The organism is Rhodobacteraceae bacterium IMCC1335 (genome assembly GCA_039640495.1).
Classification (GTDB): Bacteria; Pseudomonadota; Alphaproteobacteria; order Rhodobacterales; family Rhodobacteraceae; genus Thalassovivens.
The window spans coordinates 153,278-174,544 of record CP046864.1; the positions used below are offsets into that span (position 1 = coordinate 153,278).

General features: G+C 49.8%; 19 protein-coding genes. 10 read left to right on the forward strand and 9 right to left on the reverse strand.

The window, feature by feature from the left end:
• The first annotated feature begins 52 nt into the window (after window positions 1–52).
• The 4 genes from GN241_00710 to GN241_00725 all read left to right on the forward strand — a co-directional run bounded on the left by GN241_00710 (window position 53) and on the right by GN241_00725 (window position 4,738).
• Window positions 53–1,816: an ATP-binding cassette domain-containing protein gene (locus GN241_00710; protein XAT56009.1), complete on the forward strand. Its 1,764-nt coding sequence runs from the start codon at window positions 53–55 to the stop codon at window positions 1,814–1,816.
• Between the two features lie 165 nt (window positions 1,817–1,981).
• Window positions 1,982–2,326, forward strand: a complete 345-nt coding sequence (locus tag GN241_00715; protein ID XAT56010.1) for a hypothetical protein — start codon at window positions 1,982–1,984, stop codon at window positions 2,324–2,326.
• A gap of 177 nt (window positions 2,327–2,503) precedes the next feature.
• Complete coding sequence (locus GN241_00720; GenBank protein XAT56011.1) at window positions 2,504–3,661, forward strand: MFS transporter; 1,158 nt, start codon at window positions 2,504–2,506, stop codon at window positions 3,659–3,661.
• Between the two features lie 108 nt (window positions 3,662–3,769).
• Window positions 3,770–4,738 carry an EamA family transporter gene (locus GN241_00725; protein ID XAT56012.1) on the forward strand — a complete coding sequence of 323 codons (969 nt, stop codon included), beginning with the start codon at window positions 3,770–3,772 and terminating at the stop codon, window positions 4,736–4,738.
• Between the two features lie 34 nt (window positions 4,739–4,772).
• Here the strand turns inward: GN241_00725 and GN241_00730 are convergent, their stop codons facing one another.
• The 5 genes from GN241_00730 to GN241_00750 all read right to left on the reverse strand — a co-directional run bounded on the left by GN241_00730 (window position 4,773) and on the right by GN241_00750 (window position 10,796).
• Window positions 4,773–5,669: an NAD-binding protein gene (locus GN241_00730; protein ID XAT56013.1), complete on the reverse strand. Its 897-nt coding sequence runs from the start codon at window positions 5,667–5,669 to the stop codon at window positions 4,773–4,775.
• Between the two features lie 507 nt (window positions 5,670–6,176).
• Complete coding sequence (locus GN241_00735; GenBank protein XAT56014.1) at window positions 6,177–7,229, reverse strand: methyltransferase domain-containing protein; 1,053 nt, start codon at window positions 7,227–7,229, stop codon at window positions 6,177–6,179.
• Window positions 7,230–7,387: 158 nt separating this feature from the next.
• On the reverse strand, window positions 7,388–8,323 hold the full coding sequence (locus GN241_00740) for a carbohydrate kinase (protein ID XAT56015.1): 936 nt from the start codon (window positions 8,321–8,323) through the stop codon (window positions 7,388–7,390).
• A gap of 179 nt (window positions 8,324–8,502) precedes the next feature.
• On the reverse strand, window positions 8,503–9,894 hold the full coding sequence (locus GN241_00745) for an alpha/beta fold hydrolase (GenBank protein XAT56016.1): 1,392 nt from the start codon (window positions 9,892–9,894) through the stop codon (window positions 8,503–8,505).
• A gap of 92 nt (window positions 9,895–9,986) precedes the next feature.
• Window positions 9,987–10,796, reverse strand: coding sequence for an adenylate/guanylate cyclase domain-containing protein (locus GN241_00750; protein ID XAT59129.1), 810 nt, complete (start codon window positions 10,794–10,796; stop codon window positions 9,987–9,989).
• Between the two features lie 626 nt (window positions 10,797–11,422).
• On the opposite strand from GN241_00750, the gene GN241_00755 reads away from it, so the two are divergent.
• The 3 genes from GN241_00755 to GN241_00765 are packed head-to-tail and all read left to right on the forward strand — an operon-like array spanning window position 11,423 to window position 15,592.
• Complete coding sequence (locus tag GN241_00755; protein ID XAT56017.1) at window positions 11,423–14,182, forward strand: response regulator; 2,760 nt, start codon at window positions 11,423–11,425, stop codon at window positions 14,180–14,182.
• Window positions 14,182–14,547, forward strand: coding sequence for a response regulator (locus GN241_00760; GenBank protein XAT56018.1), 366 nt, complete (start codon window positions 14,182–14,184; stop codon window positions 14,545–14,547). The genes GN241_00755 and GN241_00760 overlap by 1 nt, the downstream gene beginning before the upstream one ends.
• A gap of 1 nt (window position 14,548) precedes the next feature.
• Complete coding sequence (locus GN241_00765) at window positions 14,549–15,592, forward strand: response regulator (protein XAT56019.1); 1,044 nt, start codon at window positions 14,549–14,551, stop codon at window positions 15,590–15,592.
• A gap of 4 nt (window positions 15,593–15,596) precedes the next feature.
• Here the strand turns inward: GN241_00765 and GN241_00770 are convergent, their stop codons facing one another.
• Both GN241_00770 and pip read right to left on the reverse strand, forming a co-directional pair.
• Complete coding sequence (locus GN241_00770; GenBank protein ID XAT56020.1) at window positions 15,597–16,169, reverse strand: nitroreductase; 573 nt, start codon at window positions 16,167–16,169, stop codon at window positions 15,597–15,599.
• 75 nt (window positions 16,170–16,244) lie between these two features.
• The gene (pip, locus tag GN241_00775; protein ID XAT56021.1) at window positions 16,245–17,222 is read right to left on the reverse strand and encodes a prolyl aminopeptidase; all 978 of its coding nucleotides are present in this window, start codon (window positions 17,220–17,222) and stop codon (window positions 16,245–16,247) included.
• A 49-nt stretch (window positions 17,223–17,271) separates the two neighbouring features.
• On the opposite strand from pip, the gene ubiG reads away from it, so the two are divergent.
• Window positions 17,272–18,015: a bifunctional 2-polyprenyl-6-hydroxyphenol methylase/3-demethylubiquinol 3-O-methyltransferase UbiG gene (gene ubiG / locus GN241_00780; protein XAT56022.1), complete on the forward strand. Its 744-nt coding sequence runs from the start codon at window positions 17,272–17,274 to the stop codon at window positions 18,013–18,015.
• On the opposite strand, the gene GN241_00785 is transcribed toward ubiG, so the two are convergent.
• Both GN241_00785 and GN241_00790 read right to left on the reverse strand, forming a co-directional pair.
• Window positions 18,012–18,707, reverse strand: coding sequence for a response regulator (locus GN241_00785; protein ID XAT56023.1), 696 nt, complete (start codon window positions 18,705–18,707; stop codon window positions 18,012–18,014). The genes ubiG and GN241_00785 overlap by 4 nt on opposite strands.
• Window positions 18,708–19,190 carry a MarR family transcriptional regulator gene (locus tag GN241_00790; protein ID XAT59130.1) on the reverse strand — a complete coding sequence of 161 codons (483 nt, stop codon included), beginning with the start codon at window positions 19,188–19,190 and terminating at the stop codon, window positions 18,708–18,710. It lies immediately after the preceding gene.
• 208 nt (window positions 19,191–19,398) lie between these two features.
• Between GN241_00790 and GN241_00795 the strand changes: the two genes are divergently transcribed.
• Both GN241_00795 and petA read left to right on the forward strand, forming a co-directional pair.
• Window positions 19,399–20,268: a branched-chain amino acid aminotransferase gene (locus tag GN241_00795; protein XAT56024.1), complete on the forward strand. Its 870-nt coding sequence runs from the start codon at window positions 19,399–19,401 to the stop codon at window positions 20,266–20,268.
• Window positions 20,269–20,698: 430 nt separating this feature from the next.
• Window positions 20,699–21,259 carry a ubiquinol-cytochrome c reductase iron-sulfur subunit gene (gene petA / locus GN241_00800; GenBank protein ID XAT56025.1) on the forward strand — a complete coding sequence of 187 codons (561 nt, stop codon included), beginning with the start codon at window positions 20,699–20,701 and terminating at the stop codon, window positions 21,257–21,259.
• Window positions 21,260–21,267 lie beyond the last annotated feature (8 nt).

The window sequence follows — 21,267 nt, forward strand, 5'->3', positions numbered from 1 at the left end:
CATGCTCTCCATATCTTCTGGGACACTGGCGCAGGGAATGGGCAGAAACCTTATGGCTTCGAAATTTTTTTCGGAAAAAGACAAATCAAATATTGCTTGGTTTTGGCGCCGATATCTTAAAAGAAAAACCCCATGGCTGGGCTTGATATTGGCGTTGGTGCTTTTGGAAGGCTTCGTGCTGCAAAAGTTTTTGGCCATCACCGAAACCGGATTACGGGTGATTTTTGAGCAGGGCGACATCATAGATCTGCTGTGGATTTGCTTGATGGTGTTTTTGATTTTTACGGTTCGCGCCTTGGTTTCTTTTGTGGTGCCCACTTTATCCGTGCGTCTGGCCAGTGGCGCTGTTTTAGAGCTGCGTTCAGATCTGATCCGCCATGTTCTTTATATGGATCAAAGGTTTTTTGATCGCACCAATTCTTCGGATCTTATTCTTCGCTTTGTCAATCAAGTGGAAGCGTTGAGCCAATTCGTTGGCCGCACCACGGTGGAAGCGGTACGCGATGTGGCCACGATTGTGATCATTTCAGGGTATTTGATTTATAAATCGGCGTTGCTTTTTGGCGTTGCGCTGCTTCTTTTGCCGATCATTTTTTTGCTGATGCGGATGGTGTCTGAAACCATCAAACGCATTCAGGCGCAATCTGAGCAGGCGCTGGGCAGTTACATGAATACAATTGAAGAAATGTCTGGGGGTATGCGCACGATTAAAATGACTGGGCAAGAAGCGGCTGAGGTTGATCGGATGATTTCTGAATCGGGCAATATCAAAAAATTAGCGGTCAACCTTCATATGGCGCAGGCGCTTGTTCTGCCTTCGATCGATTTATCCTCAGCAATTGTATATATGGTGGTGATTGGCGGTGGCGGCTATCTGGCGCTTTCAGAGGCCTCGGCCTTAGACGGGGCGTCGATTATCGCCTTCCTGTTGGGTTTGGTGATCGTTTTTGATCCCGCACGGCGCCTGTCGCAATTTTTCACAAAATTGCAAACCAGTTTGATCTTGCTTGCCTCGGTGCGCGGGGTGTTGCAAACGCAGCCCGATGTTTCAGACGAAGGCACTGTATCAGATTTTACCGATATGCGGATCGATATCACTTTGGATGATATCGGGTTTTCTTATGAGGCTGATCATAAATTATTTGATGGTATTAGCCTGCAGTTTAAAGCGGGGCAAAAAACCGCCATTGTCGGCTCGACCGGTTCGGGAAAAACCACGTTGCTCAGTTTGATGGCGCGGCTCTATGATTTGAATAGCGGTGCGGTTCTGTTTAATGGACAGGACATTAAACAATTCACGTTAAAATCGGTGCGCGAGAAATTTTCAATCGTGGCGCAGGATGTGGTTATTTTTAACAAAAGCATCGCAGAAAACATTCACTACGCAGATCCTACAGCCAGCCCAGAGGCGGTGCGTGCGGCGGCAAAGCTGGCGCGCATTGATGATTTGATGGTTGAACGCGGCGATCAGCCCGTGGGCCCGAAAGGCAGCCTGCTTTCGGGGGGTCAAAAGCAGCGGATCGCGATCGCGCGGGCCTTTTTAAAACCGGCGCCGATCCTGCTTTTGGATGAGGCAACATCGGCGCTTGACGCGCTGACAGAACAAAAAGTTAATGCCAGTTTCAAGGATCTTCAGGCCGGTAAAACCACCATTGTTGTGGCGCATAAATTTTCGAGCGTGGTTGATGCAGACCATATTTACGTGCTTGAGGCCGGCAAATTGGTTGAACAAGGCACTCATGCCGATTTGATGGCCAAAGCGGGGCTATATGCCAGTATGTTTTCTGCGCAGGATGATATTTTAATATCTGGATGATGGTTTTTGCGTGCCTAAAAAACTCTGGTTGAGGCGGTCGATATTTTGCGCAGATCTTTGCAAAAGGCGTTGAAACCTTTCGCGAAATGCCATGAAACGGGCCGAGAGGCTTGATTAATCCCGCACAACGCGCCAACACTGTCTGGTGACGTATTGGGGGCCAGCATGCTCAAACCTATCTTGATTATGTTCAATCTGTTTCTTTGGGCGTCTTCGGCGCAGGCGTTTCATCTTTGCACGGATATCCGCGCTGTGGTGGTGCGTGGGGCTGAAATGCTGATAGAGGGTCAAGAAGAAACCGCAATTGACGAGATGATTGTGGCCCAAATGCAGGCACATGGGCATATGCATACGCCCGCTTTGCGCGGGGCTATGCTGCGTCAATCACTCAAAATGAGTCGAAAAATTGCCAATAGCGATTTAAGGCAAATGACAGCTGTGAATTATTTTGGTGATCAGTTTCACACAGAATGTACCCGCAATAAAATCTGGTCGGGCATCGGGCATTAGCGTTTGGAGCGATTGTTTCCTGTAGTTTTCCTGCTGCAGGTTTTAAGGTTGGGAAAGCCGGTATACGCAACGCATCACGACTGGGGAAAATAAGTTTAAGGCTTGTAAACTCAGAAAAAATCGCTCAACTGCTGTGACGTCGCGCCCAAATTGGGTTTTTCATAAACAGGATGTCTTATGGGAATAAAATTCCGCCTGCCTTTGGTATGGAATGTCTATTTTTCGTTTTTTATCTATGCGTTTAGTTTAGGGGCTATTTTCCCGCGGCTTGGGGATTTGCAATTACAAATGGGCATTGGCCCGGCGGCGCTTGGGCTTTCGGTTACCGGCGCCGCGCTAGGGGTGCAAGTCTCATTATTGATGGCCAGTTCAGTGTTGTCGCGGCTGGGATTTCGAAAAGTAATGTTCTTTGGCATGCTGTTGATGGGCATTGGCGAAGCTCTGGCCGGTTTGGCCACCAACCCTTATGTTTTCTTCGGATGGTTTTTTATGGCGGGTTTGGCGATTGGCGTTGTGGAGGTTGCGGTGAATGTCGAAGCCGACCGAGTCGAGGCGCTGGCGGGTCGGCGGATCATGAACCGGTCGCATGCTTTTTGGAGTTTAGGGTTTTTTGCCACGGGTTTGCTGGGCGCGTTCGTAGCGCAGCTGGGCGTGCCTGCGGCCCTGCATTTAAGCTTGACGGGGCTTGTTTCGGTTGCGTTAACGCTGTTGTTTTTGGCAGGGTATCAGCCAGCGCCGATCCGCGGCGCCGATCATGATGGCCCGCCAAAATTGGCCCGTCCAACCCGTGGGATCATGATTTTGGTTGCTTTTACATTATCCGCCATGCTGCTCGAAGGGGCTTTGATTGATTGGTCGGTCATTTATATGCGCGATGTTTTTGAGGAAAGCGCGTTTGTAAACGGCCTAGCGCTGACATTGGGAGCTTTGGGGCAATTTATCATCCGTTTTTTTGCTGATCCCGTTGTGGATCGCCATGGCGCCGAGCGGGTGGCGCGGGTGTCTTTGATTGCGCTGGCTTTGGGCGCCGGCGTGGTGTCGTTTACGCCCAATTCCACTTTGGCCCTGATCGGGTTTGTATTTTTGGGTGCGGGAACCGCAGTCATTTTCCCTCTGGCGATCTCGGCGGCGGCGCAAAGAGGCGATCGCCCATCCTCAGAAAATGTAGCGGCTTTGGCGCAATTCTCGTTTGTAACGTTTCTTTTGGCGCCGCCTTTATTGGGCTTTGTGGCGGAAAATTTCGGCATTCGCTATTCCTTTGGTTTGGCGCTGCCTTTGATCTTGGCCAGTTGGCTAACCGTGGGGGCGCTGAACCATGCGGGCCGGAAGCCGTAAAACCTGCGTTGATCCGCTTGGCCCGTCATCTCTTGTCGCAAATGAAGCTGCAGCGGGGGGCCTTGCTCGGATAGTGCAAGGCTAGGGATATGAAGAGGAAGGCCCGTTATGTCGCAAGCACTGGTGTCAGATCAGGCAAAGTTAAGCATTCTATGCGTGATGGGTGCGTCTTTGGCGTTTTCCTTAAACGATATTACGGTAAAATATTTTACCGATAGCTTACCGCTTCATGAAGTTATTTTATTCCGTTCGCTTTTTGGAATGGCATTCATTCTGTTCCTTTTCGGGCGAGGAGTGCCCTTAAAAACCATGTTTTCAACCCGCCGCCTGTTGCGCCATATCTTGCGCGGGCTAAGCGTGGTGGTGGCAAATTTTGCATTTTTTGCAGGCTTGGCTGCCTTGCCATTGGCGGAGGCCTCTGCGATTTTCTTTATCGCACCGCTGTTAATTACCGGATTTTCGGCATTTTTTTTGGGAGAATATGTAGGTGTCTGGCGCTGGACGGCACTTTTGGTCGGCTTGCTCGGTGTTTTGATCATCGTAAAGCCCGGCAGTGCAGCGTTTCAATGGGCAGTGATTTTGCCGCTTTTATCCGCTGTTGCCTATGCCACCTTGCACACGATCACCCGATCGATGGGGCTGGCAGAATCGCCCATAACCATGTCGCTTTATATCCAATTGGTCTTTATTGTCGTGTGCCTTGGGATGGGGGTGATGTTTGGAGATGGAAGATTTGAGGGGTTGGGCCATCCTTCGGCTGAGTTTATTTTGCGCGCATGGGCATGGCCTAGCGGCAGAGATGTTGTATTATTCGTAGCTGCGGGGTTTTTCAGCGCGTCTGGTGGCTATCTTATCAGCCAAGCCTATCGCAGCAGCAGCGCTGGTTTGGTGGCCCCTTTTGAATATTCTACGATTATTTTGGCCGTTTTATGGGGTTATATATTTTGGCAGGAAGTGCCGGGCTTAAGTTCGGCTTTCGGGATCTTTTTAATCATTGCCTCGGGGGTTTTTGTGGCGATACGTGAATTTAAACGACAAGTGCCGCCTGCCTCGCAAAAGCTATCGGCGCGCCGCTGAGCCAGGCAATGGCTGCGCCGAAATGATGGTGCATTTAGCGCGTTTTTAGCCCGTTTTCCCGCGCTACAAAATCTACCAAATGGGGCACGTAATCCTCTGGGCCATCGCCACCCGCGGCCATGGCGCGCGCAAAACTGCTTTTCGCGGCATTTCCAATTGGATTTGCAATGCCCGCCTGATTGGCCATGCTTTCGAGATAGCGCAGATCTTTGAGCGCGTTGGTCATGGTGAATTTATGGGCCTCGCGATTGCCATCCAGCGCGTAGCCCATAAAGGTTTGATAAAACCCACAATCCATCCGGCTGCCGCGGATCACGCTGTCAAAGCGCTTGGCATCAATTCCCACTTTAGCCCCTAAGGCCAGAGCTTCAGAATACATGGCGGCATAGCCCAGCGATAGAAAATTATTCAGCAATTTCATACGGTGGCCATCGCCAACCACGCCGATATGTACGAGCGTTGCGGCCCAGCTTTCGATGACTGGTTTGATCCGCGCAAAAACCGACTTATCCGCGCCCACCATCGCAGACAGCGCGCCCTCTTCTGCTTGCACTGGCGTGCCCCCTAACGGGGCATCCACCATATGAATGCGCTTTGATTTCAAATTTTCCGCCAGTTTTTGGGTGGAGGTGGGGTCGGATGTTGAGCAATCGATGATAACGGCGTTTTGTGAAAGATAAGGGGTGAGTTCGGCGATAATTTGTTCGACCTGAGGCGAGCCTGGGGCACAGATGAACACCAGTGTTGAGCTTTTGGCCAGCTCTTTTAAGCTGCCGGCTTCATGCGCGCCCAGCGACATTAGATTTTCAACCGGCGCGCGGTTTTTATGCGCTATTACGGTTAAAGGATATCCCGCGCGTAAAATATTTTTGGCCATGCCATGGCCCATCAGGCCCACGCCGATAAATCCAACTTTTTCGTTTTGCTGCATGTCAACCTCTTACCTGAAATTTTCTCTGAGCATTAATCGTTAAATCAGGTGGCATCGCAAGGGTTTCTTGCGCCTAGAGGCGATTGCCTGTGCCCTCGTATATGGGGTTAACGCACAGCATATCCTTGATATATAGCGCCTCGCCAAAAAAAAGAGACGCTATTTCTAGCGTCTCGATATACCGAATAATCTGGGAGGATATATTTTCGGTTTTTACGATCTGGGAGGAGGTAGACCGTGACTATTTTCTAACATATTTTTCTGCACTGCAGAAATGTTTATTTTGAATTGCTGCTATGCAGAAAAATCATGGCTCATGCATGATCATCTGCGGTTTTGTGCAGATATGGGAAGAAATGCCTTAATTTTATGCAGCGCAAGCTTTTATCTGGGTATGGGCGGTTTTGGCGCGCAAGCTTTCGGCTGGATCTGCTGCGCGGGTCGTCGCTGGGGTGCAGAATTGTGCTTTAGTAGCCTATGCGGAGTACTGGCTCAGCCCCTTGTTTTTTAAGTGATGAGGTATAAAGAATTGAGTGGATGCTTGATATCAATTTTCCGCACTTCAGAAAATCCGGCCTCGGCGCAGAGATTGCGCAACACAGAATCGGATAGACCTACCGTTCCCATACCCTCGCCGCCCTGCCACATCGAAGTGGTCATACAAAAATGCAGACTGATGCCCAATTTAAACACGCCATACGGGCCTGAATTATCAACCGGATCTTCTGTGGCTTCGATATCCATCAGCAAAAACATTCCATCCTTGGCCATAGACTGTTTGAGGGTTTTCAAGCCAAGCGCAGGGTTGGGCAGATCGTGAATTAAATCAAATGTGGCCACAATATCATATTGGCCCGGGCTGCCTTCTTCCATGTTCCAATGTTGAAACGTGATATTACTGTCAACGCCAGCCTCTTTTGCGTTGAGGCTGGCCTGTTCTATATTTGGCAAGAATGCATCATAGCCAATAAACTCTGACTCGGGAAATAGCTTCGCCAACTCAATCGTGGACCTGCCCGTACCGCAGCCAAAATCGGCAAATCTGGCGCCTTTTTTTAAGCGCTGCGTCAACGCTGGGATATGGGGCAACCAATCTTTTACCAAGAAATTACGATAGCGCGCGCAGCCCGTGTGATCCAGCGCCTGCCAAAGCGCTGGCGGATAATCTTCAAACCCGACGCCGCCACCAGATTTGAAGGCCTCGCGCAGCTTCTCATAGGGCAATAACGCGCTGTTCAGCAATTTAAAGGCGCCATATTGGGCAAAGCGGCCGCCTTCTTCCACCAATAGCTGTGCTTGATCTGGGCTTAGCCAAGCTTCGCGCGTGGTTTTATCGAACATCACATAGCCGCTGAGCACGATCCCGTGCAGCCATTCGCGAACATAACGTTCGTTTAACTGCAGGCGCGTTGCCAGTTGCGCTGAGGTAGAGCGCCCGTGTTCGTGCAAATCTTTAAAAAGCCCCAGTTCAATGCCAAGACTGCACAGCCGCACTGAGACGGCCCCCGCCATATCCCTTCCGGCTTGTTCCAACAGGGCTTTGGGTTTTGTATCGCTCATCAGCTTGTTTCCTCGGGTTTTGCGGGTCTGCTCTGGCTAAAGGCATGGGGAGGGGTTGAGCCGCCGACGCGCCGTTACATCTGCCATGCCATATTATCAATTTTGGGTATTGTGTTAAGAATATATTTGCAAAATTCCGCAGCGTTTTTTGCGCAGCTTTAGAGGTGAAGCTCTTCTAGATAGGGTGGGTTACATCCCGCGCGTTCGCAGTTCAGCGCCGCCGCTGTTGCGGCGATTTCTAACAGGCTTTGCACATTCTCAGAGCTTAAGGACGAAAGCGCCTTATGCGTGTCCCAGCCATTTTTGGTGATCTGCGCGATTAAAGTGCCCATAAAAGTGTCGCCCGCCCCCACCGTATCGGCCAGTGGGGATGCTAGGCGCGCAGGCACCGTAATTTTGTGCTGCGCGGTGGCGCCGATCGCGCCCTCTTGGCCCATTGTCAGCACCAGCAATGCGGCATTGCTCAGCGCGCGGATTTTTTCAAATGCCTCAAGCAAAGGCAGCTCTGGAAGCAGATAGGCCAGATCTTCATCGCTCAGCTTGACCAGTGTTGCCGAGCCCAATAGCCGCAACACGCGCTCTACATATTCCGCTTTATTGGCAATCAATCCCGGCCTCGCATTGGGATCTAGGCAGGTCATCATGCCTTTTTCAGCGCAGCTTTCAAAAAACGCCTCCCAGGCTTGGGCGTCCGCACCGGTGATCAAGGCCAAAGAGCCAATATGAAACGCCGTTGCCTTGGCGGGGCAAGTCTCGATCAATTGCTGATAAGATATCTGGCGTTCCGCTGTGCCCTCGCGGTAGAATTGATAGCTTGGAATGCCATCTGCAAGCGATACCACCGCCAGCGATGTTGGTTGCGACACGCGCTGTGCGGCCAAGGCAATATTATCCTGTGCCAGGCGCGCTGCCAGCATTGCCCCTAAAGCATCTTCTGAAACGGGCGTCATATAGGTTACATCTTGGCCTTGGCGGGCTGTCGCTATCGCGCAGTTGTAACAGGAACCGCCTGGAATGGCCTGGTACAAAGCCGCCCCATCCGGCGCGTCGGTTTGTACAAAGTCAATCAGGTTCTCTCCACCCACAAGAATCATATGAACTTTCCTTCTTTCTAGTCGTCAGCCCGTATCATTGGAAACGCTTGCGGCCTTAGGGGCATTATAATCGTACTGGCTTAATAAGCCTTCCAAATGAGCAACGCCAGAGCGGATTTATGATCTGCAGCATTGAGCTTGGATCTTTGCCACCCGAGCCAGCTGGCTGTCAAACCCCGTTACAAAGCCGCTAAAAACTTGGACACTTCTTGTTGAAACACTGGCCACCCCGCATCTTGTTCCAAAATAAGATGGTTTTTTGAATCAAGCGGCACAAAGCGGGCATTGGGCATTTTATCTGCCATTATCTGGGATTGATCCATCGGCACGCGTTGATCGCCGCGGCTATGCATGATCAATGTTGGCAGGGTGATCTGGCCTAAGCGGTTGGTCACATCAATTTCTGCATTCACGCGCGAGATTGCGGCCGCTTTTTCTGCGCTGGTGCTCAGTTGCATCAATTGATCAAACGAATCTTTTTCTGCCTGGTTCGAATCGGGAATCATAGTATTTGCAAAAAACTGCCGGAAGGCTGGGATATCAGAGTCCCACCCGGTTTGAATCATTTGAATTTCCAAGTCAGTTTGCGACGGATTGGCGGATGATCGCTTATTGGCGCCTTGCGCGAACCCGCCTAAGAAAATTAAACCCTTGACGCGCTCGGGATGGCGATAGGCAAATTCAATCGCCGAGGCGCAGCCTTGCGAAACGCCAAAGAGCACGCATTTTTCATCTTGAATGGTGTTTGAGACGGCCATGATATCATCCACAAACGCGTCAAATGATATTGTTTCCGGGTGGCGCTCTGACAGCCCATTACCGCGTTGATCAAAGCGCAGCAATTGATGCTCAGAAGAGAGGTTTTCGAAAATATGGCGCCATAACGGGCTGCGCCAATCTGCATCCAGATGCGTTACAAAATTTGGCGATTTTAAAAGCACCGGGCCCTGCCCCAAACTGGCCATGGCAATTGCGCAGCCATCGGCACTTGTACAATAGCTGATTTGCTGATGGAGCTGTTTTCCCAAAATTGCGATGCTCGGATGGCTGGGATTAAAATCTGGCGCGCTCATGAAGCATGCGATCGGACGGTCTATATTTTTAAGCCGTTGAAGACCTTGGGCATCAAAGGCCTGTTGCGCCTGCGCTGACATTTTGCTCAGGCAATGCTCAGAGGTGCAGATAGATCCCGGTTTTGAAATACTTTCTAACCGCGAGGCGATATTGACGGTCGATCCGAAAACATCCCCTTCCAATTCTATAACTGGCCCATGATGCAGGCCAATCCGATACACGAAAATATCGCTATTGGGATCTTCATCGCAAAAGGCTTTCACGCCGCTTAACAACGCGGTTGCAAAATCAAACCCATCCTGAGCAGCCTCAAAAAGGCATAAAAACCCATCCCCGGTGGTTTTAATCAAGCGTCCGTTATGGCGGGTTAAAAGCGGATGAAGCAGCTTGGTATGTAGGGTTTGTTGGCGCGTGATGACGCGGTGTTCATCCCTCTCAACCAGCCGCGAGAAGCCAACAATATCCGAAAATAAAACGGTTTTTTCCTGCGTGTCCATATCACCCTACAGAGTTATGTTATGGGGCAAGCGCCGGTGCATTTGGCTGTTTGTCACCAGCCTTTGCGACATATGCCCGCTATCGTGAAAATTTAGGCAATATTTTCTTCCGGTTGCGGTTCTGAAAGTTCATCAATGATCTTTTTAAGGGCTTCCAATTCTTCCAGATCCAGCGGATGTTTTGTAAGCTTTAACTGAAAATTCTCACCTTCAAAATTCTTTGTTTCAGCACGGGACATATCACTAATATCAACCTCATAGGCGATCACACCGCGCTCTAACCCTTTCAATTCAAGCTGTTGGGGGGCGTCAAAGCTAAAATAGTCTTTCACTTGAAAATAGGTTTCCTCAGAGACCAATATTCCTGATGGCGTTGCAGCGCTTTCCAAACGCGAGGCCAAATTAACTGCAGCGCCCACCACGGTATAATCAAGCCGGTCTTCACTGCCGAAATTGCCCACGGTGCAATATCCGGTATTGATCCCAACGCGGATTTCTAAATCTTTTTTTAAGCCGAAATGTTTGCTCCAATAACCCCATAATTCGGCCATTCGTTGTTGCATTTCAACCGCCATCGCTACACATCTTCGGGCATCTTCCTCAATTCCGAAGCTTTCCGGATCGCCAAAGAAAATCATGATCGCATCACCGATATATTTATCAATTGTTGCGCCATGTTTTAGCGCGATCTGCGACATTTCGTTTAAATAGAAATTTAATAACGCGGTAAGCTCTTCGGATTCCAATTTGTCAGAAATGGCCGTAAAATTTACAATATCAGAGAAAAATACAGTGATTTTTTTACGGTAGCTTTTTACCTCAACATTCTGTTTGCCGCTAAAGATCGATTCATAAATTTGGGGCGACAGGTATTTTGCCAATTGCCCCGATACGTCTTCCATTTGCTGGGTTTTTAACTGCGCCTCAGCCTTTGCGTCTTCGGCAACCTTTTTTTGTTTTTCCAACTGGGTTGCCAGTGACTTACGCAAATTGGCTTCTAAGCGTAGCCGTGAAAGTTCCTTCTTCAGGTCTTTCAATTCTGTTTCTTGGTCTTTAGGCGTTTCAGTCACAGATTTTTCCTCGCACCATGGTTTTAAATTGGGCCAAAGCTGGAATGGTTATATAAATTGGTTTTGCCGCTTTACGACTTTGGTTTCACAACAGTATTCAGCAAGTCGCAGGTTGTGACAACATTCTAATTGTTCGATTTGATAAACAGACAAGAATATTGAAACAAAGACCAAGTTAAATCAGCTGTTTCGAATAATAATTCAGCAATTTTGCTGATATCTTGCACAAGATCAGGGGGAATTATTCAACCCTAGAGAAACCACCTATCCTTACTCTTTTCTCATAGGAAGAATTTTTTACAATTAAACCAATTTTGAAAAATCTTTTGCTGAGTTTTGGTTTTCTTTGATTGGATATGACCCAAGGGAATTTGGTTTCCCCATAGACAGGTTAAAATAATCTTCGTTAATCTAGATCTTAAAACGTGGGTGACGTTTGTAATGTGAAAACGGGCGGGATGGATAAGATGGACTCTCTAGAAAAATCAGATTTGAACGCAGTTTTAATTGAAAGTTTGGACACTCTTCCAAGCGGCGTATGCGTTTGGACAGAAGATGATCGCCTGGTTTTCGTAAATCGATTTTTCAACGAACTTCAAAAAGAGGTTGGGGTGTCTCTCGAACCGGGCATCTCACGCGTAGAAGTTGTGCGACAAAATATTGATTGTGGATTTTTAAAGTTACCTCCCGATTTGGATATTGAGGCCTATCTGCGGCAGAGTAAGGCCGATATGTATGCCCAAGATGGGGGCTCGCGGATCGAGCTGCCTCTGCGCGATGGCGGGGTGCTGCTATTGACCAATAAGCCTTTGAGCTCGGGCAATTACCTGCAGCTCTATACCGATATCACCACGCTTAAAAAGCATGAGGCCGAGCTGGAAGATAAAGAGCGGCGTTATGTCGGGGTAACGCATGCGCTGAATGCATTTGTCTTCGAATGGAATATTGAAACTGGCCAGACCAGCTTTTCAATCCCCGAAGGCGTTGGGCCGGCGGCTGAAAAAAATATGAGCAGGCTGCAAATGGATCGTTTGGATGCTGTGTTTGAAGAAGATCGTGCGGCGTATAAATCCGCGATGATCGCGCATTTTAAAAAGCAAACCCCGCTATTTTCATGCGATCACCGAACTCGCTCGGATACAGGCCAATTGAATTGGTACCGCACGCGCGGCAAAGCCCTTTGGAATGAACAGGGGCGCGCGGTCAAATTCTATGGGTTGGTTGAAAATATCGATGATCAAAAGAAAATACAGCTGCGCATGGCAGATATTGAAAAACGCTCGCAGGATGTTTTGAACAGTATTTCAGCCGGGATCATGGTCTGGGATGCCAAGGATCATTTGGTCTGGGTGAATAAGTTTTTTGATCGCTTCGGCGTGCCGCTCGAACCTGGGCAACCCTATGTTCACGAAACTGGAAAGCTTGTTGATGGGGGCATTTTTTCTTTGGATGAAGGGGTTGATAAGCAAGAATTTTTAAAAGACCGAGTGGCGCAACGCCAGGCGTTGACCGGAACGGCTATAAATTTGCTGCCACGCATGGCAGATGGGTCGCATCTTCAAATCACCAGTAAACGCCTGGAAGATGGCGGCATGGTGCAAGTGTTCGTAGATGTGAGTGAATTGACCAACCGTGAGGAAGAGCTGAATAATTTGGTGGAAGAGCTCAACACAGCCAAACAAGCAGCGGATGCGGCCAACCAAACGAAAAGTCAGTTTTTGGCCAATATGAGCCATGAATTGCGCACCCCATTAAACGCCATTATTGGCCTTACTGAAATGTTGAAGGAAGATTGTGTTGATGATGGGTTGGAGGATTTTATCGAGCCGCTTGACCGTGTCTTTAGCGCCGGCAAGCATTTGCTGACGCTGATCAATGATGTTCTAGACCTATCAAAAATTGAGGCGGGCAAAGTCGAGTTATATAATGAGACATTCGAATTAGAGCCTTTGCTGCAAGGCGTAATTCAAACCACCCAAACGCTGGTCGAACAAAATAATAATGAAATTGCTTTAACTTTCTTGGAGCCGATCGATGAGGTGACAAATGATCAAACGCGGATAAAGCAGATTTTTCTGAATTTGATTTCCAACGCCACCAAATTTACCGAAAATGGCCAAATATCTTTGACCGTCAGCCGGCAATCCACGCCGCAAGGCGATTTGGTCAAAGTGGATGTTGCCGATACCGGCATTGGCATGGATGAAGAACAGGTGGGCCGTTTGTTCAATGCTTTTGTACAAGCCGACAGTTCGACCACCCGCAAATATGGCGGAACCGGCTTGGGGCTCACCATTTCAAAGCAGCTTGCGCAGCTGATGGGTGGGGATGTCATCGTGCAGAGCGAAAAGGGCAAAGGCACGGTATTTACCGCAAGTTTCGCGTTGAACAATGCTGGGCATATGCGTACCGAAAACGCCAGCGCTGAACCTTTGATAACGCGGGTGATCTCCGGCGGTGAACCAACGGGTCAGAAAGTGCTTATCATCGATGATGATCCAACGATCAGTGCGTTGATGCAGCGGCAACTGGTCAAAAACGGCTATGCGGTGCTTATCGCCAGATCGGGCAAGGAAGGCCTGTCTTTGGCCAAAACCCACCAGCCCGATGTGATCACCTTGGATATTTTGATGCCAGAGATTGACGGATGGTCAACGCTTCGAGCGTTGAAGGCCGATCCCGAAAGTCGCCATATCCCAGTGATTATGGCGTCGATTTTGGATGAAAAAAACAAAGGCTTTGCCTTGGGTGCGGCAGATTTTCTATCCAAGCCGATCGAGCGGGATTATCTTATTTCTTCGGTGCAACGGCTTATCGGCCAGAAAAAAGCCGCGACCATCTGCGTGATCGAAGATGATCAAGAACTGCGCTTTACCGTGAAAGAAATCCTAGAAAAAACCGGCGCGACAGTGCTTGAGGCGGGCCATGGGAAAGAGGCGTTTTCTGTCTTGGAAAACCACAATGCACTGCCCGATTTGATTTTGCTTGATCTGTTGATGCCCGTGATGAACGGGTTTGAGTTTCTGCAAAAGCTGCAGGCAACCAAGTTTAAATCAATCCCGGTTTTGGTGTTGACAGGTGCGGATCTAAGCTCGGAAGAGCGCAATATTTTATCGCAGGAAACCTTGCGCGTGATTGAAAAAAATACTGAAAGCGTGGCGCTTATTGCCGATGATATTGCGCAAGCGATTGGAACGATCAGCGGGGCGATGCGCTGATGGTAAAAATATTATATGTCGAGGATAATGAAGATAACGTTTACATGCTGAAGCGGCGCTTAACGCGCAAAGGCTTTGGCGTGGTGATCGCGGGTGATGGGCTTGCCGGAGTGGCTATGGCGCATAGTGAAACCCCCGATTTAATTCTTATGGATTTGAGTTTGCCCAAAATGGATGGGTGGGCTGCAACGCGGGCGATCAAGGCAGATCCCGCCACGCAAGGGATTCCGGTGATTGCTTTATCCGCGCATGCGATGGAAGAGCATAAGCAAAGCGCCCTGCAGGCAGGTTGTGATGATTATGATACAAAGCCGGTGGACCTGCCCCGATTGCTGGCCAAAATTAACGCAGCATTGGGGCGGTGAAATGATTAATAAAGAACAGGCAAAGATACTTGTTGTCGATGATATTGAAGCAAATCGCTTCACGTTAGAGCGCCGGTTGAAGCGCGATGGATATGCCAATGTTGTTTTAGCAGATTGCGGTAAAGCCGCGCTAAGCTCTGTTGAAAGCACCGAATTTGATTTGGTGCTTTTGGACCTTATGATGCCTGATATGAGCGGTCTCGAGGTGCTTAAAATCTTAAAATCTGATCCACATTATCGCAAAATTCCAGTTGTTATGGTCACGGCTTCTGATGAGGTTGAGACGGCGGCTGAGTGTATTTTAAGCGGCGCTGATGATTTCATTACCAAGCCGTTTAACGCCACATTGCTAAAGGCGCGGGTTGGCGCCTGCCTTGAAAAGAAGCGTTTGCAAGATAGCGAAGATCTGTATCTTAGCCGAGTGGAAAGCGACAAGCAGCGCTCTCAAGATGTATTGAAAACAGTGCTGCCGAACGATGTCGCCGTAGAGCTTCAATCCACTGGGCGCGTGCATTCTCGGCGCTATGATGACGTTGCTATTTTGATCTGTGATCTGGTGGGATTTACCGCGTTTTGTGAGCAGAATGATCCTGAAATTGTGGTTGAAACTTTGCAAACGCTGGTGGAAGCGTTTGAACAGGTGTTCGCCAAATTTGCTTTAGACAAGGTGAAAACGGTGGGCGATGCGATCGTTGCCGTAGGAGGCTTAGCGCGGCCAACACCCGAAGCGGTTAAATCCTGCGTCTCTGCCAGCTTGATGCTGCGCGATATTGCCAATGCCTTTGAGCCTTCTTTTGGGTTGCATGTGGGCATCCATAGCGGCTCATTGGTTGCTGGCACCGTGGGCAAATCAACCATCCAATTTGATATTTTGGGCAAAGATGTGAATATCGCTTTCAATATTTGTGATTTGTCCGAGAGCGATCAGATTTTATTGTCAAGCGATGCATGGATGCATGTGCGCAATGAGGTGGTGGCAAAATCTGCGGGTTTGGCGCGGTTGAAAAGTGGCCAAGATATCGAACTTTTTGAGTGCGGCACGTAAAGGTTTACCGCCAGGTCACGCTCTGCTCAAGATTGGGCCGCGGGCGCTCTGGAGGCGTTGTAGTTTCGGAGCCTAAATAAATCAAACCAGCCACGCGCTCATGGGCGCTTAATCCAAGGCCGTTTTCGACGAAGTTGCGATTATGGCTGGCCCATCCCGATAGCCAATTTGCTCCCCAACCGGCGGCAAGGGCGGCATTCAGCAAAGCCAGGCAGACTGCGCCAGCCGAATAGGTTTGTTCAATTGTAGGAATTTTCTCTGATGGCTTTTGGACCTCGATCACGGCCACTGCCACATGACCTTGGTCAAAAGGTTGGCGGGCTTTTTCAACCGCACAGGCGTCTAATTGCGCCTCGAGCGCGCAGGTTTCGGCAAAGCCTGCCAATTCATCCAAACTCTCTGACGTTAAAACGATCAGGCGCCAAGGTTCTAATTTACCATGGTCGGGCGTGCGCAGCGCCGCCGTTAAAATATCACGCAATTGTTCGTGATCTGGCGCGGGCAGGCTTAAGGTTTTTGCCGGCCTTGAGCGTCGCGTTAATAAGAAATCTAAAGCGGCTTGGTTGCGCTTGGGCATTTACTCGTGGTCCATTTTAAAGGCGCCATGGGCCCCTCTTTATTTGAAAATAGGGCGTTAGCGCGATGTATAGGTTTAATAATCAGACAGTGCGATCCGATCCATGATTTTAACAAGCTCGACGCTGATGCCGGGTTCAGACATCGCATGGCCTGCGTTTTTGATCATTTTTAAATTGCATTTGGGCCAAGCTTTGGACAGCTCGATCGCAGTTTTGGGCGGGCAAATCATATCATATCTGCCTTGCACGATCCACCCGGGGATATGGGCGATCCGCTCCATGGCGTTTAAGATTTGTCCATCATGATCCAAGAACCCGTTATTAATGAAATAATGGTTCTCTAATCTTGCAAAGGTGCGCGCATAATCGCTCGGCGCTTCGCCTCCGCGGCCATCCGAATAAACCGAGGCCAATGCGGTTTCCCAAGCTGACCATATCCGGCCAAACTGTATTTCTACGCGCAGATCCCCGCTGAACAAACGGCGGTGAAAGGCTGCAATCAAATCATCTCGTTCGTCTTCTGGGATTTTTTCGATAAATTTTTCCCAGGCATCGGGCCAAAACTGGCTGGCCCCGCCGCCATAAAACCAGGCCAATTCCTTCTGTGTCATTGTGAATACGCCGCGCAGAATGAGATGGCTCACCCGTTCTGGATGGGCTTGAGCATAGATCAACGCCAATGTGGCGCCCCAACTGCCTCCGAATAACGCCCATGTGTCAAGGCCCAGTCGCTGTCGTATCGCTTCCATATCTTGTAGCAGATGCCAGGTAGTATTGTTGGTCACGCTGGCCTGTGGCTTACTGCGCCCGCAACCGCGCTGATCAAAAAGGATAATATGGTATTGTTCTGGATTGAAATAGCGCCGCATGATCGGGCTACAGCCTCCGCCGGGCCCGCCATGAAGAACCACAACCGGGCGCCCCTGTGGATTTCCACATTGCTCGATATAAATATGGTGGCCATCTCCCGTATCGATAATCTCTGCAGAAAATGGATCGACGGTAGGATATAAATGCTGATATGCGCGTTTTTGATCTGAGAATTTATCCATGAACGCACTATATGTGATTTACAGAGCAAAAGACCAGACGGAGAACCCTATGAGCGGCGCAGAATTTACCGTAGATGCGAAAGAGATTGCCAAATTTGAGGCGATGGCCGCAGAGTGGTGGGATCCCAATGGTAAGTTTAAACCGCTTCACATGCTTAACCCTTGCCGATTGGATTATATCATCGCGCAGATAGCGGCAGAATTTGACCGCGATCTTGAGCAAGACAACCCCTTTGAGGGATTGCGCATTCTGGATATTGGATGTGGGGGCGGTTTGCTCTGCGAGCCGATGGTCAGATTGGGCGCAACGGTTACTGGGGTGGATGCAGCAGCGCGCAATATTCCTGTGGCGCAAGCCCATGCCGATCAATCAAACCTGCAGATAGAGTACATCGCTGGCACGGCCGAAAGCCTTGTCGCACAGGGCCGCGTGTTCGATGCGGTATTAAATATGGAGGTGGTCGAGCATGTCGCTGATCCGCAGGGATATTTAAAGGCCTGCCAAGAGCTTCTGAGACCGGGGGGGCTGATGGTGTGCTCTACGATCAACCGCAACGCCAAAAGCTTTGCCATGGCGATTGTGGGCGCGGAATATGTGATGCGATGGTTGCCCAAAGGCACGCATGAATGGTCAAAATTCATTACCCCGGATGAATTGTCTGTGTTTATCGAAACTGCGGGCCTTTCGGTTGTGGATCGCAAAGGCTTTGTTTTCAATCCGCTGAGCTGGCAATGGCGATTGTCTGGCAGGGATCTGAGCGTAAATTACGTAACCGCCAGCGTAAAACCCTAATCCGGGTTCAGCATATAACCTTCGCCGCGAACTGTTTGCAGATAGCGTGGTTGTTTTGAATCCGGCTCAATTTTTCGGCGCAACCGGGTGATCTGAACATCGATTGCGCGGTCTTGGCCCTGGCTGTGATCGCGTCCAAGTTTGCTCATCAGATCCTCGCGGCGGATGGGCCTGCCCGCGCTTTGCGCCAAAATGCCCATTAACGCGCTTTCAGTGGCAGTCAGGCGGATTTGCTCATCGGCTTTCCAAAGCTCATTGCGCTGCATGTCATATCTGATCTGCCCAAGCGTGATTAATTTAGGTCCCGTGGCTTGATCCAGATCGGTTGGAACGCGGCGTAAAATTGCATGTAGACGCAATAGCAATTCTTTGGGCTCGAAAGGTTTTGAAAGATAATCATCAGCGCCTGCCTCAAGGCCGCCAATGCGATCCTCGATCTCGCCCTTCGCGGTTAAAAGCAAAATCGGTGTATCAATTTTGCGGCGAAGATCCTTGGTCAGTGAAATGCCATCCTGTCCGGGCATCATCACGTCACAGATGATCAAATCAAAGGCCAGCCCCTCTAGCAAGTTGCGGGCATGGTGGCTATCATCGGCGGTGGTCACGTTGAAATCATTACGCTGCAAATATTTCTTGAGTAGATCGCGAATGCGCTCATCATCATCAATGATCAAAACATGCGGGATCAACATTTAAGCCCCATCCTCTCGCAGTTGGGAATAGGCTGTCATCATATCTGGATCCATCATCGCTTCTAACACTTTGCGAAACCCGGCAACCGCTTCCGGGCCGACTTGCCGGAACGCGCTACGCATACGGCTGCGCTGCGCATCGGACAGCTTTTGTTCGAGGGCATGGCCGGCTTCTGTCAATGCCAAGTGCCGTTCTCGCTTATCGCGCTGCCCGACTTGGCTGGTGACCAATCCATCTGCGATCAATTTGCGCAAGACGCGGTTGAGTGATTGTTTGGTCACGCCCAAAATTTGTAGCAGGTTATTCACATTCGTGCCTGGAGCGCCGTTGATAAAATGCAAGGCTCTGTGATGGGCCCGCCCATAGCCGTGTAATTCAAGTATCCTGTCTGGATCGGCGGTAAAACCACGATAGGCGAAAAACATTGCCTCAATGCCCTGCCTTAATTGATCATCCGTCAGGTAAAGTAGCGTTTCACCCATAGCGCGATGCCCGAGGGGGTGCGATAAGGAAGGGCTATCCATGCCAAATCTCCGACTGATTTCGTCTGACAGTTTATGTCAGTCTTGTTGACATTCCAAGCGTCAACTGCTAGCCAAATCTGGTTTATTGGCAATTTTATACCACAATTGACGCAATTTTTGAAATAATATGAATAAATTGCTGTGAGAATCTGAGAAAGGGCGCGCTGTGGAATTAGGATACGATGATCGCGATGGAAAGATTTGGCTTGACGGCCAATTGGTTGATTGGCGGAGCGCGCAAGTTCATGTGCTGAGCCATGCGATGCATTATGCCAGCTCGGTGTTTGAAGGCGAGCGCGCCTATGCTGGCAAGATTTTCAAAAGCCGGGCCCATTCAGAGCGCTTATTGGCTTCGGGAAAATTGATCGATTTCGAAATTCCTTATTCTGTGGATGACATCGAAGCCGCCAAAGAGGCGGCTTTGCAGGCGAATGGCTTGAGCGATGCCTATGTGCGCGCGTTTGCATGGCGCGGCGCGGGGCTGGATATGGGGGTTGCCTCCTCGCGCAATCCGGTACGCATGGCGGTGGCTGTGTGGTCTTGGGGCAATTATTATGGCGATGCCAAGATGAAAGGCGCCAAGTTGGATATCGCAAAATGGCGCCGGCCCGATCCGGCCACGGCGCCTTCGCAAGCCAAAGCTGCGGGGCTTTATATGATCGCAACAATGTCAAAACATGCTGCCGAAGCCAAAGGCTGCAGCGATGCAATGATGTTTGATTATCGCGGCTATGTGGCCGAGGCCACGGGCGCCAATATATTCTTTGTCAAAGATGGCGAAGTGCATACGCCGACAGCGGATGCATTTTTGAACGGGATCACCCGTCAAACGGTTATCGAAATGCTGAAAGAAAAAGGTATTCGTGTGATTGAGCGGCATATCATGCCAGAAGAGCTGGAAGGGTTTGAGCAATGCTGGCTGACGGGCACAGCGGCCGAGGTCACGCCGGTTGGCCAGATTGGCGACTTTCATTTTGACGTGGGCGCTTTGACGCGTGATATTGCTGAAAGTTATGAAATATTGGTTCGGCAATGATTTAAGAGCCAGCGCGTGGATGGGCCTTGATGCCTATACCTTCAATCTGTGACTATTTTTGGATCAGGCGGGGCTATCAAACGCGGATCGAAGCGGTCATGCTCACGCGTTTTAAAGGATCCGCAAAAGGGCTGCTTTTGACGTCAAAGTTTAAAGATAAAAGATTCGTTTTTGCCGTTCAAACAACATTGGGCGCTCTGATGCGCCCGTGAAACCTGCGAGAGAGAGAATATTTTCAGGGTCTTTTGAAAAAAAAGCCAAAAAAATTGGTAAAAACTGGGTCTAGAGCCGCGCCAAAACGGCGCGGTTTCAAGAGTGTGCTGGACGAAGTCCATAAGCGGGGCTAAATAGCCCCATGAAAAGAAGAGAGACCTCGTATTGGTCTCGCGTTGTTAGAACGATCATTTAGACGAAGAATGGAGTTTACCTCGTGTCACATGCAGAAGATCACGAAGGCACCCGGAGAGATTTTCTCTACTATGCCACAGCAGGCGCCGGCGCCATAACAGCAGGCGCAGCGGTTTGGCCTTTGGTCAACCAGATGAACCCCTCGGCCGATGTGAAGGCCCTGTCTTCGATTCGTGTGGATATTTCAGAGATCGAACCGGGCACGCAGCTGACTGTAAAATGGCTAGGTAAGCCGGTCTTTATCCGCCGTCGGACGGAAGATGAAATTTCAGAAGCGCGCGGCGTTGCCATGGATGATTTAATCGATTTGTCAGCGCGCAACAACAACGCGCCTGAGTTAGATGCAGCCGATGAAAACCGTGCGCTTGACGAGACTGGCGAATGGTTGGTGATGATGGGCGTGTGCACGCATCTGGGCTGTGTGCCTTTGGGCGATGGCGCTGGCGATTTCCACGGCTGGTTCTGCCCCTGTCATGGATCGCATTACGATACATCTGGTCGCATTCGCAAAGGCCCAGCTCCGGAGAATTTACCGGTGCCCGTGGCCGCTTTTGTCGACGATACTACAATCAAATTGGGTTAAGGAGTTAT

Excerpts from the sequence above, each read along its gene's own strand:
- GN241_00710 (XAT56009.1), top strand. The coding sequence starts at position 53 with ATGGCTTCGAAATTTTTTTCGGAAAAAGACAAATCAAATATTGCTTGG.
- GN241_00715 (XAT56010.1), top strand. The coding sequence starts at position 1,982 with ATGCTCAAACCTATCTTGATTATGTTCAATCTGTTTCTTTGGGCGTCT.
- GN241_00720 (XAT56011.1), top strand. The coding sequence starts at position 2,504 with ATGGGAATAAAATTCCGCCTGCCTTTGGTATGGAATGTCTATTTTTCG.
- GN241_00725 (XAT56012.1), top strand. The coding sequence starts at position 3,770 with ATGTCGCAAGCACTGGTGTCAGATCAGGCAAAGTTAAGCATTCTATGC.
- GN241_00730 (XAT56013.1), bottom strand. The coding sequence starts at position 5,669 with ATGCAGCAAAACGAAAAAGTTGGATTTATCGGCGTGGGCCTGATGGGC.
- GN241_00735 (XAT56014.1), bottom strand. The coding sequence starts at position 7,229 with ATGAGCGATACAAAACCCAAAGCCCTGTTGGAACAAGCCGGAAGGGAT.
- GN241_00740 (XAT56015.1), bottom strand. The coding sequence starts at position 8,323 with ATGATTCTTGTGGGTGGAGAGAACCTGATTGACTTTGTACAAACCGAC.
- GN241_00745 (XAT56016.1), bottom strand. The coding sequence starts at position 9,894 with ATGGACACGCAGGAAAAAACCGTTTTATTTTCGGATATTGTTGGCTTC.
- GN241_00750 (XAT59129.1), bottom strand. The coding sequence starts at position 10,796 with ATGGAAGACGTATCGGGGCAATTGGCAAAATACCTGTCGCCCCAAATT.
- GN241_00755 (XAT56017.1), top strand. The coding sequence starts at position 11,423 with ATGGATAAGATGGACTCTCTAGAAAAATCAGATTTGAACGCAGTTTTA.
- GN241_00760 (XAT56018.1), top strand. The coding sequence starts at position 14,182 with ATGGTAAAAATATTATATGTCGAGGATAATGAAGATAACGTTTACATG.
- GN241_00765 (XAT56019.1), top strand. The coding sequence starts at position 14,549 with ATGATTAATAAAGAACAGGCAAAGATACTTGTTGTCGATGATATTGAA.
- GN241_00770 (XAT56020.1), bottom strand. The coding sequence starts at position 16,169 with ATGCCCAAGCGCAACCAAGCCGCTTTAGATTTCTTATTAACGCGACGC.
- pip (XAT56021.1), bottom strand. The coding sequence starts at position 17,222 with ATGGATAAATTCTCAGATCAAAAACGCGCATATCAGCATTTATATCCT.
- ubiG (XAT56022.1), top strand. The coding sequence starts at position 17,272 with ATGAGCGGCGCAGAATTTACCGTAGATGCGAAAGAGATTGCCAAATTT.
- GN241_00785 (XAT56023.1), bottom strand. The coding sequence starts at position 18,707 with ATGTTGATCCCGCATGTTTTGATCATTGATGATGATGAGCGCATTCGC.
- GN241_00790 (XAT59130.1), bottom strand. The coding sequence starts at position 19,190 with ATGGGTGAAACGCTACTTTACCTGACGGATGATCAATTAAGGCAGGGC.